Annotated in this window: 11 protein-coding genes; 3 read left to right on the top strand and 8 right to left on the bottom strand. The window is 68.2% G+C overall.

The window, feature by feature from the left end; translation table 11 throughout:
* On the top strand, positions 1-1,256 hold a 1,256-nt coding region (locus AC1DFC_RS19685), incomplete at its 5' end, for a thioesterase domain-containing protein (RefSeq protein WP_478179841.1).
* A 57-nt stretch (positions 1,257-1,313) separates the two neighbouring features.
* On the opposite strand, the gene AC1DFC_RS19680 is transcribed toward AC1DFC_RS19685, so the two are convergent.
* From AC1DFC_RS19680 to fhuF, 4 genes are all read right to left on the bottom strand, one after another.
* Positions 1,314-3,695, bottom strand: coding sequence for a TonB-dependent siderophore receptor (locus AC1DFC_RS19680; protein WP_478179840.1), 2,382 nt, complete (start codon positions 3,693-3,695; stop codon positions 1,314-1,316).
* Positions 3,696-3,863: 168 nt separating this feature from the next.
* On the bottom strand, positions 3,864-5,165 hold the full coding sequence (locus AC1DFC_RS19675; protein ID WP_478179839.1) for a lysine N(6)-hydroxylase/L-ornithine N(5)-oxygenase family protein: 1,302 nt from the start codon (positions 5,163-5,165) through the stop codon (positions 3,864-3,866).
* 66 nt (positions 5,166-5,231) lie between these two features.
* Positions 5,232-6,068, bottom strand: a complete 837-nt coding sequence (locus AC1DFC_RS19670; protein ID WP_478179838.1) for a formyltransferase family protein — start codon at positions 6,066-6,068, stop codon at positions 5,232-5,234.
* A gap of 43 nt (positions 6,069-6,111) precedes the next feature.
* Positions 6,112-6,852: a siderophore-iron reductase FhuF gene (gene fhuF, locus AC1DFC_RS19665; RefSeq protein WP_413314497.1), complete on the bottom strand. Its 741-nt coding sequence runs from the start codon at positions 6,850-6,852 to the stop codon at positions 6,112-6,114.
* 269 nt (positions 6,853-7,121) lie between these two features.
* Here fhuF and AC1DFC_RS19660 point away from each other — a divergent pair, with 269 nt between their 5' ends.
* Positions 7,122-8,813, top strand: a complete 1,692-nt coding sequence (locus AC1DFC_RS19660) for a cyclic peptide export ABC transporter (RefSeq protein WP_478179837.1) — start codon at positions 7,122-7,124, stop codon at positions 8,811-8,813.
* 62 nt (positions 8,814-8,875) lie between these two features.
* Here AC1DFC_RS19660 and AC1DFC_RS19655 read toward each other — a convergent pair whose 3' ends face one another.
* The 4 genes from AC1DFC_RS19655 to AC1DFC_RS19640 form a co-directional block, all read right to left on the bottom strand.
* Entirely contained in the window at positions 8,876-9,931 is a 1,056-nt protein-coding gene (locus AC1DFC_RS19655) for a FecR family protein (protein ID WP_478179836.1), read from the bottom strand.
* Entirely contained in the window at positions 9,928-10,545 is a 618-nt protein-coding gene (locus AC1DFC_RS19650; RefSeq protein ID WP_478179835.1) for an RNA polymerase sigma factor, read from the bottom strand. Before AC1DFC_RS19650 ends, AC1DFC_RS19655 begins: the two co-directional genes overlap by 4 nt.
* 193 nt (positions 10,546-10,738) lie before the next feature.
* Positions 10,739-12,166: an FAD-binding oxidoreductase gene (locus tag AC1DFC_RS19645; RefSeq protein ID WP_007835039.1), complete on the bottom strand. Its 1,428-nt coding sequence runs from the start codon at positions 12,164-12,166 to the stop codon at positions 10,739-10,741.
* Positions 12,163-12,579, bottom strand: a complete 417-nt coding sequence (locus AC1DFC_RS19640; RefSeq protein ID WP_007835040.1) for a DUF2069 domain-containing protein — start codon at positions 12,577-12,579, stop codon at positions 12,163-12,165. The genes AC1DFC_RS19645 and AC1DFC_RS19640 overlap by 4 nt, the downstream gene beginning before the upstream one ends.
* Before the next feature lie 109 nt (positions 12,580-12,688).
* Here AC1DFC_RS19640 and AC1DFC_RS19635 point away from each other — a divergent pair, with 109 nt between their 5' ends.
* Positions 12,689-13,900, top strand: coding sequence for a YihY family inner membrane protein (locus tag AC1DFC_RS19635; RefSeq protein WP_478179834.1), 1,212 nt, complete (start codon positions 12,689-12,691; stop codon positions 13,898-13,900).
* Positions 13,901-13,932: the final 32 nt, after the last annotated feature.

Raw genomic sequence — 13,932 nt, 5'->3', positions numbered from 1 at the left:
GGCAGGACATCGACACGGCACAGCTTCGGCAGAAGCTCGGCCAGGCGCTGCCCGACTACATGGTGCCCGCCGCGCTGGTGGTGCTCGACGCACTGCCGCTGAACGCCAACGGCAAGGTGGACCGCAAGGCCCTGCCGGCGCCGGAGTTCGGCCGTGCACCGACGTGCGACGAGCAGCCTCAGGAGGGCGCGCAGGGCGTGCTCGAAGCGGCACTGGCGGCGATATGGGCTCAGGTGCTGGGTGTGCCGCGCGTGGGGCGCAACGACAACTTCTTCGAGCTGGGCGGCGATTCACTCGTCGCGCTCAGGCTGCTGGCCAGGATCAACAAGTCCCGTGTGCTGAGCGTGCAGATCTCCCTGCAGGATCTGCTCGAGAAGCAGACGATCGCCAGGTTGGTCGCGCAGCTGGACATGGGCGCGCCGCCGCAGCCTGTCCAGTTGCTGAACGCGTATGCTGGGCCGGCGGATGCGATGCCGCTGTTCTGCGTGCCGCCCGCGCTGCGCCATCCGATCGACTACCGGCCGATGGCGCGCCACCTGGAAGACTCGCGTGCCGTCTACGGCCTGAGCTATGCGGATGACGTCGCCGGGCTGGATTCCATCGAGCAGATGGCCCGGTACTACGCCGATGTCATCCGCAGGACGCAGCCGCAGGGGCCCGTGGGCATCGTCGGCTGGTCATTGGGCGCAGTTGTCGCGGTGCATGTCGCCAGCCTGCTGGAACAGCAGGGCGTGGACGTCGCCTTCCTCGGCATGGTCGACAGCTTTCTGCTGGACGAGAGCTTCGATCCGCACGGCTGGTACCAGGACTTCCGGGATTTCGTGCTGGACACCGCGAGCGGCGGCATGGGCCACGAGGCCGTCAACGCGATGCTCGACAGCTTCGAGCCGATCCGCTCGGGCTCCGACGAGACCGTGCGCGACGCCGTCGAGGAAATCGTGGCGGCGGCCGGCATGGGCATGAAACCGGGCGACATCTTCCAGGGGATCGTCGCCACCCGGCGCATGAACGCGATCACGCAAAAGATCGCCGCATTCCCGCGCGTGAAAGTGGCGCCGCATCTCTGGTGGAAGAAGGGCCGGGCGATCGTGCAGAAGAACGCGCTCTTGTCGCAGTTCGGCGGCAAGGCGCAGGTTTCGCTCGAGGTGAATGCCGACCATCAGGGCATCGTGCGCAACGCTGCGCTGCTGAGCCATCTGCATGCGGCCATGTGCGATGCGCAGCAGGCCAGGGAGAAGGCAGACGCGCGTCGATGATGGCGAGCGAAAGGTGACGAAGCCTCCCCCGCATTCACGCGGGGGAGAGGCATCGGATCAGAACTTGTACCGGGCGGTCAGGGTCGCCGTGCGGAGAGTGCCCTGGTAGCACTGTCCGTGGTAGCAGATCGAGTTGTACTGCTTGTTCGCCAGGTTGGAGATGTTGAGCGCGAAGCGCCACGGGCCGCGTTCGTAGTGCGCGGCCGCATCGAGGAGCGTCACGCCGCGTTCGTACGTGGTGTTGTGCTCGTCGTTCTGGCGCTTGCCGATGTAGCGCACGCCACCGCCGAACCCCAGGCCGTTGCCCATGGTGTAGTCGAGCCACACCGAGGCGGTCTGCTTGGGCACGAGCGGCGGGATCTTGCCGATTTCGCCCGCATCGGCGCTGTTGAGCACCTTCATGTCCAGCCAGGTGTAGGCGGCGGAGATGTTCAGGCCCGGTGCGAGCTCGCCCTTGGCTTCCAGCTCGAGGCCGCGGGAGCGCTGCTTGCCGATCTGGCGCCCCTCGGAGGTCGTCGGGTCGTAGGTGACCACGTTGGTCTTGCGCAGGTCGAAGACTGCCGCGGTATACGAGGTGCGCGAGCCCGCGGGCTGGAACTTGACGCCGACCTCGACCTGCTTGCCGCTGCTGGGCTTGAAGGGTTGGTTGTTCGCGTCGACGCCGCTGTTGGGCAGGAAGGACGTGGTGTAGCTCATGTAGGGAGCCCAGCCGTTGCCGAACAGGTAGCTGATGCCTGCCCGGCCACTGAACGCACTGTCCGATCGCCGGGTATGGCTCCTGGCCAGGTAGTTGTCGGTGAGCTGGCGCACTTCGTCGTGGCGGCCCCCGAGCGTGACGATCCAGTTGTCGCCGAACTTGATCTGGTCCTGGGCGTAGAAGCCGGTCTGGCGCGTCGATTGGGCCACGTCGGTCATCGGGATGGTGGGCATCGCCACGGCCTGGCCGTAGACGGGCGCCCAGATGTCCAGGGTCGGCGCCGCGCCGCGGAAGCGCCGCTGCTTGCCTTTCTGGTCGCTGTAGTCGACGCCTAGCAGCACCGTGTGCTGGACGGAGCCGTACTGCAGCTTGCCCTGCACGCTGGTGTCCAGCGTGGCCAGGTCCACGGGGTCGTTCCAGGTCCTGGCAACGCGGGTGAGCGTGTGTCCGTCGTTGCGAAGCGAACCGGCCCAGACTGCTCGCCTGTCCAGGGCGATCTGGCTGTAGCGGAAGTTCTGGCGCAGCGTCCAGGTGTCGTTCAGGGCCGTTTCGAAACGGTAGCCGATGGCGCTCTGCGACTGCTTGAGCTGGCCGAAGCTGTAGTCACCTACCTTCACCGGATAGAGAACGTAGTCCTGGGTGAGGTAGTACGGGTCTTCGGCCGTGTTGTTCTTGAGAAACTCCCCGAAGACGGTCAGCGAGGTCGTCGAATTGGGTTGCCAGCGTACGGACGGCGCAATGTAGCTGCGCGTGTGGTTCAGCTTGTGGCCGTCGGGATACTTGTCCTGGTCGTTGCTGTCGAGGCCCACCCCGACCACGCGATAGCTCAGGTCGGTGTTGCCGATCCTGTCGCCGAGGTCGAATGCCAGTTGCTTGCGCTGGTAGCTGCCGTACTGCAGTTCGATCTCGCGGATCCGCTCGCCGGTCGGCTGCTTGCTCACGCGGTTGACGATGCCGCCGGCGTCTCCCTGGCCGAACACCATCGACGAAGGGCCGCGCAATACCTCCACGCGCTCCAGCGCGTAGGGCTCGGTCAGGTAGTAGGTGGGGCCGAACGCCGGCTGCGCGAGCCCGTCCCTGTAGACACCGTTGGAAGAGGTGCTGAAGCCCCGCAGCAGGATGTATTCCCAGCCGCGGTTGTCGGGGCCGTAGGTGTTCGTCGTGACGCCCGGCGTGTAGCGGATGGCCTCCATGACGTCCTGTACGCCGCGCGCATCCATTTCCTCGCGGCCGATGACGGAGATCGACTGCGGCACCTCGATGAGCGGTGTGTCGGTCTTGGTGGCCGTGCTGCTGCGGCGGGCCGCATAGCCGGAAACCGGGCCGATGGGCGATTCCTCGGCGTTGGCCACCACCTGCACCGCAGGCAGGGTGCCCTGCGAGTTGGGAGCGTCGGCGGCGCGGCGGATCGCGAGGCCGCCGCTGGCGGTGCGCGTGGCTTCCAGTGAAGTGCCCGCGAGCATCTGGCGCAGGGCCTGGTCGACCGTGAGCTTGCCTTCCACGGCGTGCGAGCTGGTGCCTGCGACCACTTCGCCGGCGGCGAATACCTGCACGCCGGTCTGGCGCGAGAACTCGTTGAGCGCCGCGCCGAGCGCCTGCGATGGCACCTTCACCTCGAACACCTGTGCCGCGGCCTGGCCGGAAGCCTGTGCTGAAGCTACAGGGGCCCAGACGGTGAGAACGGAACCGAACGCCGCGGCAAGCGCGGCGTTCAGCAGATGTTGGCGAGGCAGGGGACGCATGGCAGAACAACTCCAGTTTTTTGAATTACGACGCATTCACATTCAGGTGCGGGGGCCGGCCCGATTTCCGGTCTCTGGCGCATCTATGAGTAAGACGTTCGAACTCATCAAACAGAGACACCATGTCCTAAGACTTTTTTCGCCGTCGCGGTCCGGCGACCCCGGGATTCAGGTTTGGATCGCCTCGGGTTCCGGCCTCAGGTGGAGCGGCGTGCCGGCCGGCGCGGCCAGCAGGGCGCTGCCGATTTCGCCGGTACGCACCGAGGTGACCGACAGCAGGGTGTCGCTCAGGCCGTGCGAGTCCTCGCAGGCGCCTTGCAGGTAGATGGCCGGATGGAAGCCGGGCGCGGCCTGCACGCGGTAGTGGCGGTCGACCGTGTAGTCGCCGAGGTAGCCCGCCAGCGGCGCGAGCAGCGCCTTGTGGTGCTCGCGCACATAGCCGGTGGCGAGCACCACGGCGTCGTAGCGCACCGTGTGCTCGCGCAGGACGTTCTGGTCCCACAGCACGAGGTGCACGCCCTGGCCGTCGGCCGTGGCACTGCGGATGTCGTGCCGGCGCAGGAAGCGCAGGCGGTTGCCGCCGGTCACACGCTGCTGGTAGAAGGCCTTGTAGATCTGCTGGATCAGCTCCAGGTCGGCCACCGCGTAGTTGGTGTGCCAGAACTCGTTGAGCAGCGCGGCGCGCTCTTCCTCCGAGCGGCTGAAGGTGTAGTCGGTGAACTCGGCGTTGAAGATCTCGTTCACGAAGGGGCTGTCGTCCGCCGGGCGGATCGAGCGGGCACGCGTGATGAGGTCGACCTGCGGCGCGCCGGGGCGGCCCTGCAGGTCCATGAAGATCTCGGCCGCGCTCTGTCCCGCGCCCACCACGGCGATGCGGCGCGCATCCGGCAGCTGCGCGATGTCCTGCAGGTAGCTGCTCGAATGGAAGACGCGCGGGTCGCTGCGCAGCGCGCGGAAGCCGTCGGGGATGTTCGCCGCGCCGCCGATGCCGACCACGAGGTTGCGCGCGAGCCGCTCGACCAGCTTGCCCGCGTGGTTGCGCGAGCGCACGCGCAGCAGCTCCACCTCGCCGCCCCTTTCCTCGGGCAGCACCTCGAACACTTCCTCACCGTAGGCGCAGGCGTCCTCGAACTGTTCGGCGGCCCACGAGAGGTAGTCGTTGAACTCGTGCCGGCTGGGGAAGAAGCTCTTCAGGTTGACGAAGTCGGTCAGCCGGCCTTTCTCGTGCAGGTAGTTGATGAAGGTGAAGCGGCTGGTCGGGTTGCGCAGCGTCGCCAGGTCCTTCATGAAGGAGATCTGCATGTGCGCCTGGTCCAGCAGCATGTGCGGATGCCAGGCGAAGCTCAGCTGCTTCTCGATGAAGAGCGTGTCGAACGGCCGGCCGGCGTGGCGCCTTTCCTCGAGTGCGATGGCCAGGGCGATGTTGGACGGGCCGAACCCGATCCCGACCAGATCATGGACGTGTGGCATTGAAATCAACTCCTGTGGTGCAGGGCGGTGTGAAAGAAGACAGGACGCTCGGCGGGCGCGCGATGTTCACGCGTCCACCGTCTCGGCCATCAGGGCCAGGCCCTGGTGGAGCGCGGGAAAGAGGCTGTGGTTGAAGTTGTTCCAGCGCAGCTCGAGGATGGTGTCCTCGGGGTCGATGTCGGTGCCCAGCACGTCGAAGATGACTTCGCCCGAGTCGATGCCGGTGTCCACGTAATGGAAGGAGGCGCCGGTCTTGCGCACCGGCTCGACCGCGACCGTCTCGCGCGTTTGCCAGTCGACCACCCGCTGGCCGCGGGCGCCATACAGCGCGTCGAGCGTGGCCCAGGCGCCGCGGCGCTCGAAGGGCGACTCCAGCCGCGTGATGCCCGGGTGGATGTTCACGATCCGGCGGAAGAACGGGCTTTCCGGCCGGGCCAGCCGGTCGAGGATCACCAGCAGGCCGTCGAGCACCACGAGGTCGGCCTCCAGCGCGTGCAGCCGTTCGAGCAGGCGCTGCTCGAACTCCTTCTTGCCGACGGCGCGTTCGGCGGCCGCGTCCAGCGGCAGCCGCCGGTAGGTCGAGGGCACGTTGTGGAACATGTCGTTGACGCGGCGGCCCTGCACCTGCAGCTCGCCCGGGTGGATCCAGCGGCGGGCGGGATCGAAGCCGAAGCCGTACGCCTGCAGCACCTCGCGGTCGCGCGGCGAGCCCTCGTCGTCGTCGAACAACACGGCCTCCAGCGAGTAGGCATCGCCCAGCGGTGTGCGGTCGAGTGCCCCGGCCAGGTACTCCAGCGGCGACTTCATGTAGCGCTGCCCGCCCTTGTAGTCGATGTACTGGCCGGCCTGGTCGGCTGCCGCATTCCTCAGGGACATGATGTAGACGAGTCTTGCCTTGGACATGGTGATGCGCTCGGTAGTGGGTGGAAGAAGTGGGGGCGGGATGTCAGCGGTGCGCAGGCGACAGCGGGCAGGCGCCGCAATGGCCTTCGCGGGGCAGCAGGTGAAAAAGGCAGCACTGGCGGTGCAGCTTCACTGTCCGGTCGCGGCCTTCGAGGCGCACGCGGACTTCGCGCTGCGGGCCGGGCAGGGGATTGGTCCATGCCGGCCAGGCGGCGTCGTGCAGCAGCCGTTGCCTGTCGCGGGCGATCGGCGGCGATCCGCCGGTCAGCGCAAGCGCCTGCTCGAGCACCGGCTCGAGGTTGCGTGCCGCGTTGCCCCACAGGATCTTGGACGGAATGCCTGTCAGGTGGCACAGCGCCGAGAACAGCGGCTCCAGGTGCCGCCACAGCAGCGCCGAGTAGCGTTCCTCGGTGGTCGCGCCGCGCTGCGGCCGGCCCAGTTCGCGGATGTGGAAGCTCAGCGGCCGGGCGTGCGGGCCGAGGCGCACCCATACCTGCTCCGCGGCCACGGGAAAGCCATGCTGCAGCACGCTGGCGGCAGCCGCGACCGGTGGCAGCAGCATGCCGAGATAGGCCATGCTCCAGGACGACGCCACGGCGCGCAGGTCTTCGCCTTCGACCCCGAGGTGCGATGCGTGCAGGCGCAGCACGTGGCCCAGCAGCCCGTGCGAGCGCACCAGATCGACGACGTGCAGCGCGCCCGCGGGCGGCTGCGGCGCGCACTGCAATGCCTCGCCGTGCGGCGCCAGGTCGCCCTGGAACAAGGGCTCCAGCAGGGCGATCATGGGGCCGTCGGGCAGGAGGGGGCACCGGCGGTGCGGCGTTTTGCAGGGCGCATGAAGCTAGGACGGTTGGGCGGCGCAGGTGTTCATGCGCACCGTGTTCGAACTGCTGCGTGAACATTTGCGCGGGCCGCCCGTCAAGTGGGGTACAGGCAGTCGGCTGCCGTCCGCAGCTCTGCCGGCGCGGCGGGCCGCCATTACGTTCGCGTCCGGCGGCAAGGCTTGTCCGCGCCGCCGGGCCCCAGTCGCCCGAGGGCGGAAAGAGTTCTTGCATGACAACAGCCCCTGGTTCCGACGGCGAGTTCGCACGCCTGCTCAAGCCGTTCCTGCCGTGGATGCTGCTGTCGGCGGTCACCGGCATCGGCGCGGGCGCGGCCACGGTCGCGCTGCTGGGCACCATCAACCAGGTGCTCAACCGGCAGGGCGGCCTCTCTGGCGGCCTGCTGCTGACCTTCGTCGGGCTGTGCGCGGCGGCGCTGTTCGGGCGCATGGTGTCCGATGTCTCGACCAACTTCGTCGGCCAGCGGGTGGTCGCGCTGGTCCGCAAGAGCCTGGCGCAGAAGATTCTCTCGGCGCCCATCGATGCCCTGGAGCGCTACCGCACCCACCGGCTGATGCCGGTGCTGTCGCAGGACGTGGACATGGTCAGCGACGTGGCGTTCGCGCTCGCCGCCACGCTGATCGCCTGCGTCACGGCACTTGGCTGCCTGGCTTACCTGGCCTACCTGTCGCTGCCGCTGTTCGGCGTGCTGGTGGTGGCGCTGGCGATCGGTGCGATGGTGCAGGCCATGGCGCAGATCCGCGGCGTGAACGGCTTCTGGAAGGCGCGCGAGCATGAAGACCAGCTGCACAAGGCCTACCGCGCGATCAGCGAGGGCGCCAAGGAGCTGCGCATGCACCGCGCGCGCCGCCAGCGCATGTTCGGCGGGCAGATCGAGCGCATCGTCGACAACATCCGCGCGGTCAACGGGCGCGCGATCAACACCTTCGTCATGGCCACCGCATTCGGCTCGGGCCTGTTCTTCCTGCTGATTGCGCTGATCCTGGGCTGGGCCTCATTCCGGCCGACCGAGCCCGCGGTGCTCAGCGGCTTCGTGCTGGTGCTGCTGTTCCTCAAGGGGCCGATGGACCAGATCGCGGGCGCGCTGCCTGCCGTGGGGCGCGCGCGGGTCGCGTTCCGGCGCATTGCCGACCTGTCGGCGCGCTTTGCCACGCCGGAGCCGCACCTGCACGTCGGCCGCACCGGTAGCGAGCTGAAATTCGAACACGAGATCGCGCTGCGCGGCGTGCGCTACGCGTTCGATGCGCCCGAGGGCGGCGAGGCCTTCGCGCTGGGTCCGATCGACCTGCGGCTTTGCCGCGGCGAGATGGTGTTCGTGGTGGGCGACAACGGCTCCGGCAAGACCACGCTCGTCAAGCTGCTGCTGGGCCTGTACGCGCCGCACGAGGGCCACGTGGCGATCGACGGTGCCGCGGTGGACGCCGAGCGCCGCGACGACTACCGCCAGCTCTTCACCACCGTGTTCTCCGACTTCTACTTGTTCGAGGACCTGGCCGCCGGCGAGGGCGAGGCGCACGGCGAAGCCAGCATGCAGGTGCTGCCGCAGCGCGCGTTGCCCTACCTGGAGCGCCTGGAGATCGCCCACAAGGTGAGCCTGAAGGACGGCGCCTTCACCACCACCGACCTGTCGACCGGCCAGCGCAAGCGGCTCGCGCTGGTGCACGCCTACCTGGAAGGGCGGCCGGTGCTGGTGTTCGACGAATGGGCCGCCGACCAGGACCCGACCTTCCGCCACCTGTTCTATACCGAGCTGCTGCCCGAGCTGCGCGCCAAGGGGCACCTGCTGGTCGTGATCTCGCACGACGATCGCTACTTCCACCTGGCCGACCGCGTGATCACCATGCGCGCGGGCCGCATCACGGACGACCGGCCTCGCGTCCACCTGGAGAGCCTTGCCGCATGAGCTCCCGTGGGCAAAGCGCTCGGCGGTGCCCGGGGCGTGGGCCGGTGGGCGTTGGCTTTTCGTCAGCGCGCCAGCAGCGCCACGCTCCCGTCGGGGCGGGGCGCGACCGTGAGCGGCAGGATCGTCGGCAGCGCGGCCATCAGCCCTTCGGAGTCGTTGACGCGGAAGCGGCCGGACAGCCGCATCGCATCGATGCGCGGACTGTCGCTGACGATGGGCCGCGTGCGGTAGCTGTTGACCGCGGCCAGGGCATCGCCAAGCGGCGTGTTCTCGAACACCAGCCAGCCATCGCGCCACGCGGACAGCGCGGCCGTGTCGGCCTGCTGCACGCGGCCGGCCTGGCCGTCGGCGATCTCGACGCGGTCGCCCGCATACAGGTCGATCGCCGCGCCTTCGGTCCCGGCGAACCCGGGGTGCGGCGCGACACCTACGCGCACGTGGCCGTGCTCCACGCCTATGGTGATCGGCCCGCCGCGGTCGCGTACGGTGAACGCGGTGCCGACCACCTCGATGACGGCGGCGCGCGTTTGCACGTGCAGTGGGCGGTCCTTGTCGGGCGCGACCTCGAAGCGCACCTCGCCGCGAGCCATGTCGACGAGGCGGCGGTTGCGGTACAGGGTGACCTCGACGGAGCTCTGCGGCGCGAGGTCGAGCCGGCTGCCCGGCACGCCGCGGATGCCGTCCGCGAGCGTCACCTTCAGCATCTGCGCGGTGGCTGTCCGGTAGGTGGCGAGGGACACCGGCTGCTGCCAGTACCACTGCACGCCGCGCCCCGCGACGAGGCCGGTGCCCAGCAGGGCCGCCACCGAGAGCAGCATCTTGCGGCGTTGCTGGCGGTGCGGTGACTTCGCCGCGGCTCCCGCATGGGCCATCAACGTGCCGCCGGGCTCTTCGAAATGCGCGCGCAGGCCGTTCGCCATGCCGCCGAGTGCGTCCCAGCGCTGGCGCGCTTCCTGGACGGCCGCGGCATGCTCCGCCGATTTGCCGCGCCATTGATGGAGTGCCAGGCGGGCGCTGCCGGCGGCCTCGCCGGGCGCCATTTCGCCTTCCACGATCAGCGCCAGCGCGCGCTCGATCAGCCTTTCGCGCGGAGCGCTCGCCGCAACGATGCCGTTCACGAGAAGTCTTCGGCCAATGCGGCGTCGAAGCCGGGGCGGTTCATCAAGACCTGGGGTTCGATCAGCTCGGAGCGCAGTTCTGCGAACACGCGCGAGCAGTCGATGGTGGCGCGCAACAGGTGCTTGGCCACGGCCATCTCGGTGATGTTGAGCCGCTGCGCGATCTCGGCGCGCGTGTGGCCGTAGGCGCGAAAGAGCAGGAACACCTCGCGGCGGCGCGGCGGCAGCTTTTCCATGGTTTCGACCACCCGCGTCAGCACCCGTTGCTGGGCGACGACGTATTCGCTGGACTGCACTGCCCGGTGCATGCCGGCGTCTGCATGCGAACCGGCCCAGTCCCGCGCCACCTTGCGACGCCGCGCGTCATCGACGCACAGGTTGCGCGCCACGCGAAAGAGCAGGGCGCGAGGCGATTCGATGCCACCGTTGTCCTTGATGTCGTCCGGCGCCGCATCGATGCGGGCGACTCCGCGCGACTTCGTGGCCTGTGCGTACACCCGCTCGAAACTCGACTGCGCGATGTCGGCCGCGTAGTGAGGGTCTCTCAGGTCGCGAGTGAGCTGTCGGCGCAGGTCCGCATAGTGAGCTACAAGTTCCTGGACGAGGTCGCGCATCCGGCCGCCTTCTCGCAAGCATCGACAATGGCCCCGGAACCGGCCGCTGGTCATGCCCGCAAGATCGCCGCCTCCTGCAAGGAACGACGAACTGGCGATGCCGGTGCTGCGCTTCGGTGATCCCGGGGGAGGGAGTTAATAAGAATTATTCTTATTGAGTGTATCACCGAGTTGCCGGCTTCGGCCTCGCGAACTAGACCCGGATCACCCGCCCCGGGTTCAGGATGTTCTTGGGATCGAGCCCGCGCTTGATCGCCCGCATCATCTCCAGCGCCACCGGCGACTTGTGCTTTTCCAGCTTGTCGACCTTGAGCGAGCCCACGCCATGCTCGGCCGAGAACGAGCCGCCGAACTTCTCGACCGCGTCGTACACCAGCGTGTTGATGCGCTCTTCCTCGTTCTTCAGGAAGGCCTTGGTGTCGATGTTCTCCGGCGCCTGCACGTTGTAGTGCAGGTTGCCGTCGCCCAGGTGGCCGAAGTTCACCAGCCGCACGCCGGCGATCTCGCGCGCCAGTAGCGCATCGGTCTCTGCGACGAACGCGGGGATGCGTGACACGGGAATGGAAATGTCGTGCTTGATGTTCAGGCCTTCCTCGGCCTGTGCGAGCGGAATGCTCTCGCGGATGTGCCAGAGCTGGTGCGCTTGCGTGAGGTTCTCGGCCACTACCGCGTCGGTCACGCAGCCGTCTTCGAACGCGGTTTCGAGCAGCGCTTCGAAGCGGGCGCGTGCGTGGTCCTCGGATTCGCTGTCGGAGTTTTCCAGCAGCACGCAGTACGGCACGGCATCGTCCTTGATGAACGGCACGCGCAGCTGCGGCATGTGCTTGTCGACCAGGCTCAGCGCAAACTTGCCCATCACCTCGAAGCCCGTGAGGCCCGGGCCCAGGTGCTTGTGCGCGAGGCCCAGCAAGGTGACCGCGTGATCGAGCGAGGGCACCGCGGCCCAGGCCGTGAGCTGCGCGGCAGGCAGCGGGTAGAGCTTCATGGTCGCGGCGGTGATGATGCCGAGCGTGCCTTCGCTGCCGATGAAGAGGTCGCGAAGGTCGTAGCCGGTGTTGTCCTTGCGCAGGCCGCTGGTGCCTTCCCAGATCTCGCCCTGCGGCGTGACCACTTCGAGGCCCAGGCACAGCTCGCGCGTGTTGCCGTAGCGAACCACCTGCGTGCCGCCTGCGTTGGTCGCGAGGTTGCCGCCGATGGTGCAGCTGCCTTCGGCCGCCAGGCTCAGCGGGAACAGGTAGCCCTGCTTTTCGGCGGTTTCCTGCAGCGTCTGCAGGATGCAGCCGGCTTCGACGGTCATCGTAAGGTTGGCCGCGTCGATGGCGCGGATCGTGTTCAGCCGCTGCAGGCTCAGCACCACCTGCGTGCCGCTCTCGTCCGGAATGGAGCCGACCGCGAGGCCGGTGTTGCCGCCCTGTGGAATGACCGCCGTGCCGGCCGCGGCGCAGGCCTTCACCACGTCGGCCACCTGCTGTGCATTGGCCGGCCGCACCACGGCCAGCGACTTGCCGCGCGCGCGCTTGCGCCAGTCCTGCTCGTAGGCGGTGAGGTCGCCCTCGTTCAGCACGTGGGGTGCGCCGACGATGGCGCGCAGTTGCTCGATGAGGGGCGTGGCAGTGGTCATTGGGCGGAGGTCTCCAGTGGACGGGCAGCAGCGGCTTTGGCGTGGCGCAAGCGCAGCCGCACATGCCAGGCGCAGGCCGCGAAGAGCACGAGGCACAGCAGCACCTCGACCAGCGCGAGCACTTGCCCCACGCCGTTGATGTCGCTCCAGGCGCGCACCACGCCCTCGGTGAAATAGAGCCAGACCATCAGGCTGACCCAGCGGTAGGTGTACATGCGGTTCTTCCACAGGCCTGCGAGCGGAATGACGAGCGGCAGCACCTTCAGTGCCAGCAGCGAGCCGCCTGGGCGCAGCGGCGCCAGCCACAGCTCCCATGCGAGGCCCAGCACGATGAGGCCGACGAGGCTGCCCACGGCGGCCCAGCGGGTGGCGCGAACGGAGGAGGGCGGGAGCGGCGGCGGTTTGGCATTCATGAGCGGGATACCGCGGAACCGGCTTTGCCGGGCCGCTGGTATCGCCCCCGGTGAGGGGGTTGGCGCAGCGACACGAAGTGCGCGGAGACTGGGGGAGAGTTCAACTCCTATGATAGCCGCCATGAATCGCAGGCAACTCTGGAGGGATCTTTCGCGCTTTCCGTGGGGCAACACCGCAGCGGTGCTGGGCGAGCGTTTTCGCGAAGACCGGCTCGGCCTCACGGCCAGCAGCCTGACCTTCACGACCACCATCGCGATGGTGCCGTTCTTCACGGTGGCGCTGGCGCTGTTCACCGTCTTCCCGATGTTCGCGAAGATGCAGGGCCGGCTGCAGCGCTGGCTCATCGAGAGCCTGATTCCCGACAACATCGCGCGGCAGGTGCTGGGCTACCTGAACCAGTTCTCGAGCAAGGCCGGCGGCCTGGGCATCGCGGGCCTGGTCGTGCTGCTGATCACCGCCATCGCGCTGATCCTCACGATCGACAAGACACTCAACAACATCTGGCGCGTGCGCTCGCCGCGGCCGTTCGCGCAGCGGGTGCTCATCTACTGGGCGGCCATCACGCTGGGGCCGATCATCCTCGCAGTGAGCCTGTCGACCACCTCGTACGTGGTCTCGGCCACCAGCGGCGTGGTGGGGCGCGGTATGGTCAAGCTGTTCTTCGACACCTTCGAATTCATGCTACTGGCGGTCGGCATGGCCTCGCTGTACCACTACGTGCCCAACACCAACGTGCGCTGGTCGCATGCATGGGCCGGCGGCATCTTCGTGGCGGCCGCCATCGAGATCGCCAAGCGCGTGCTGGGCTACTACCTGAGCCTCGTGCCCACTTATTCGGTGCTGTACGGGGCCTTCGCCACGGTGCCGATCCTGCTCGTGTGGATCTACGTGGCCTGGGTGATCGTGCTGCTCGGGGCGGTCATCGCGGCCTACCTGCCGAGCCTGCTGACCGGCGTGGCGCGGCGCGGCGGCGCCGCGGGCTGGCCGCTGCAACTGGCCATGGAAACGCTGCAGCACCTGGCCCGCGCGCAGGCCATGCCGGCCAAGGGCATGGGCGCGAGCGAACTGGTCACGCGCATGCGCGTCGATGCGCTGCAACTGGCGCCGGTGCTCGAAACACTGGTGGCGCTCGACTGGATCGCGCCGCTCGCCGAAGAGCCCGCCGACGAAGACCCGCGCTACGTGCTGCTCGCGGACCCCTCGACGCCGGTCGAGCCGCTGCTGAAGGAACTGCTGATGCCGCAGGCCGAGCCGCTCGAAGACCTCTGGCAGAAAGGTCCGCTGCGCTCCCTGAGGCTGGGGGACGTGCTGTTGATCTAGTGGCGTTCCGGATTGATCCGGGAACACCGCGG

This window comes from Variovorax sp. 10L421, assembly GCF_056395365.1.
This window is presented reverse-complemented; position numbering and strand designations above follow the sequence as displayed.

Coding starts and splice junctions, on each gene's coding strand:
- AC1DFC_RS19680 (WP_478179840.1), bottom strand. CDS start 3,695: ATGCGTCCCCTGCCTCGCCAACATCTGCTGAACGCCGCGCTTGCCGCG.
- AC1DFC_RS19675 (WP_478179839.1), bottom strand. CDS start 5,165: ATGCCACACGTCCATGATCTGGTCGGGATCGGGTTCGGCCCGTCCAAC.
- AC1DFC_RS19670 (WP_478179838.1), bottom strand. CDS start 6,068: ATGTCCAAGGCAAGACTCGTCTACATCATGTCCCTGAGGAATGCGGCA.
- fhuF (WP_413314497.1), bottom strand. CDS start 6,852: ATGATCGCCCTGCTGGAGCCCTTGTTCCAGGGCGACCTGGCGCCGCAC.
- AC1DFC_RS19660 (WP_478179837.1), top strand. CDS start 7,122: ATGACAACAGCCCCTGGTTCCGACGGCGAGTTCGCACGCCTGCTCAAG.
- AC1DFC_RS19650 (WP_478179835.1), bottom strand. CDS start 10,545: ATGCGCGACCTCGTCCAGGAACTTGTAGCTCACTATGCGGACCTGCGC.
- AC1DFC_RS19645 (WP_007835039.1), bottom strand. CDS start 12,166: ATGACCACTGCCACGCCCCTCATCGAGCAACTGCGCGCCATCGTCGGC.
- AC1DFC_RS19640 (WP_007835040.1), bottom strand. CDS start 12,579: ATGAATGCCAAACCGCCGCCGCTCCCGCCCTCCTCCGTTCGCGCCACC.
- AC1DFC_RS19635 (WP_478179834.1), top strand. CDS start 12,689: ATGATAGCCGCCATGAATCGCAGGCAACTCTGGAGGGATCTTTCGCGC.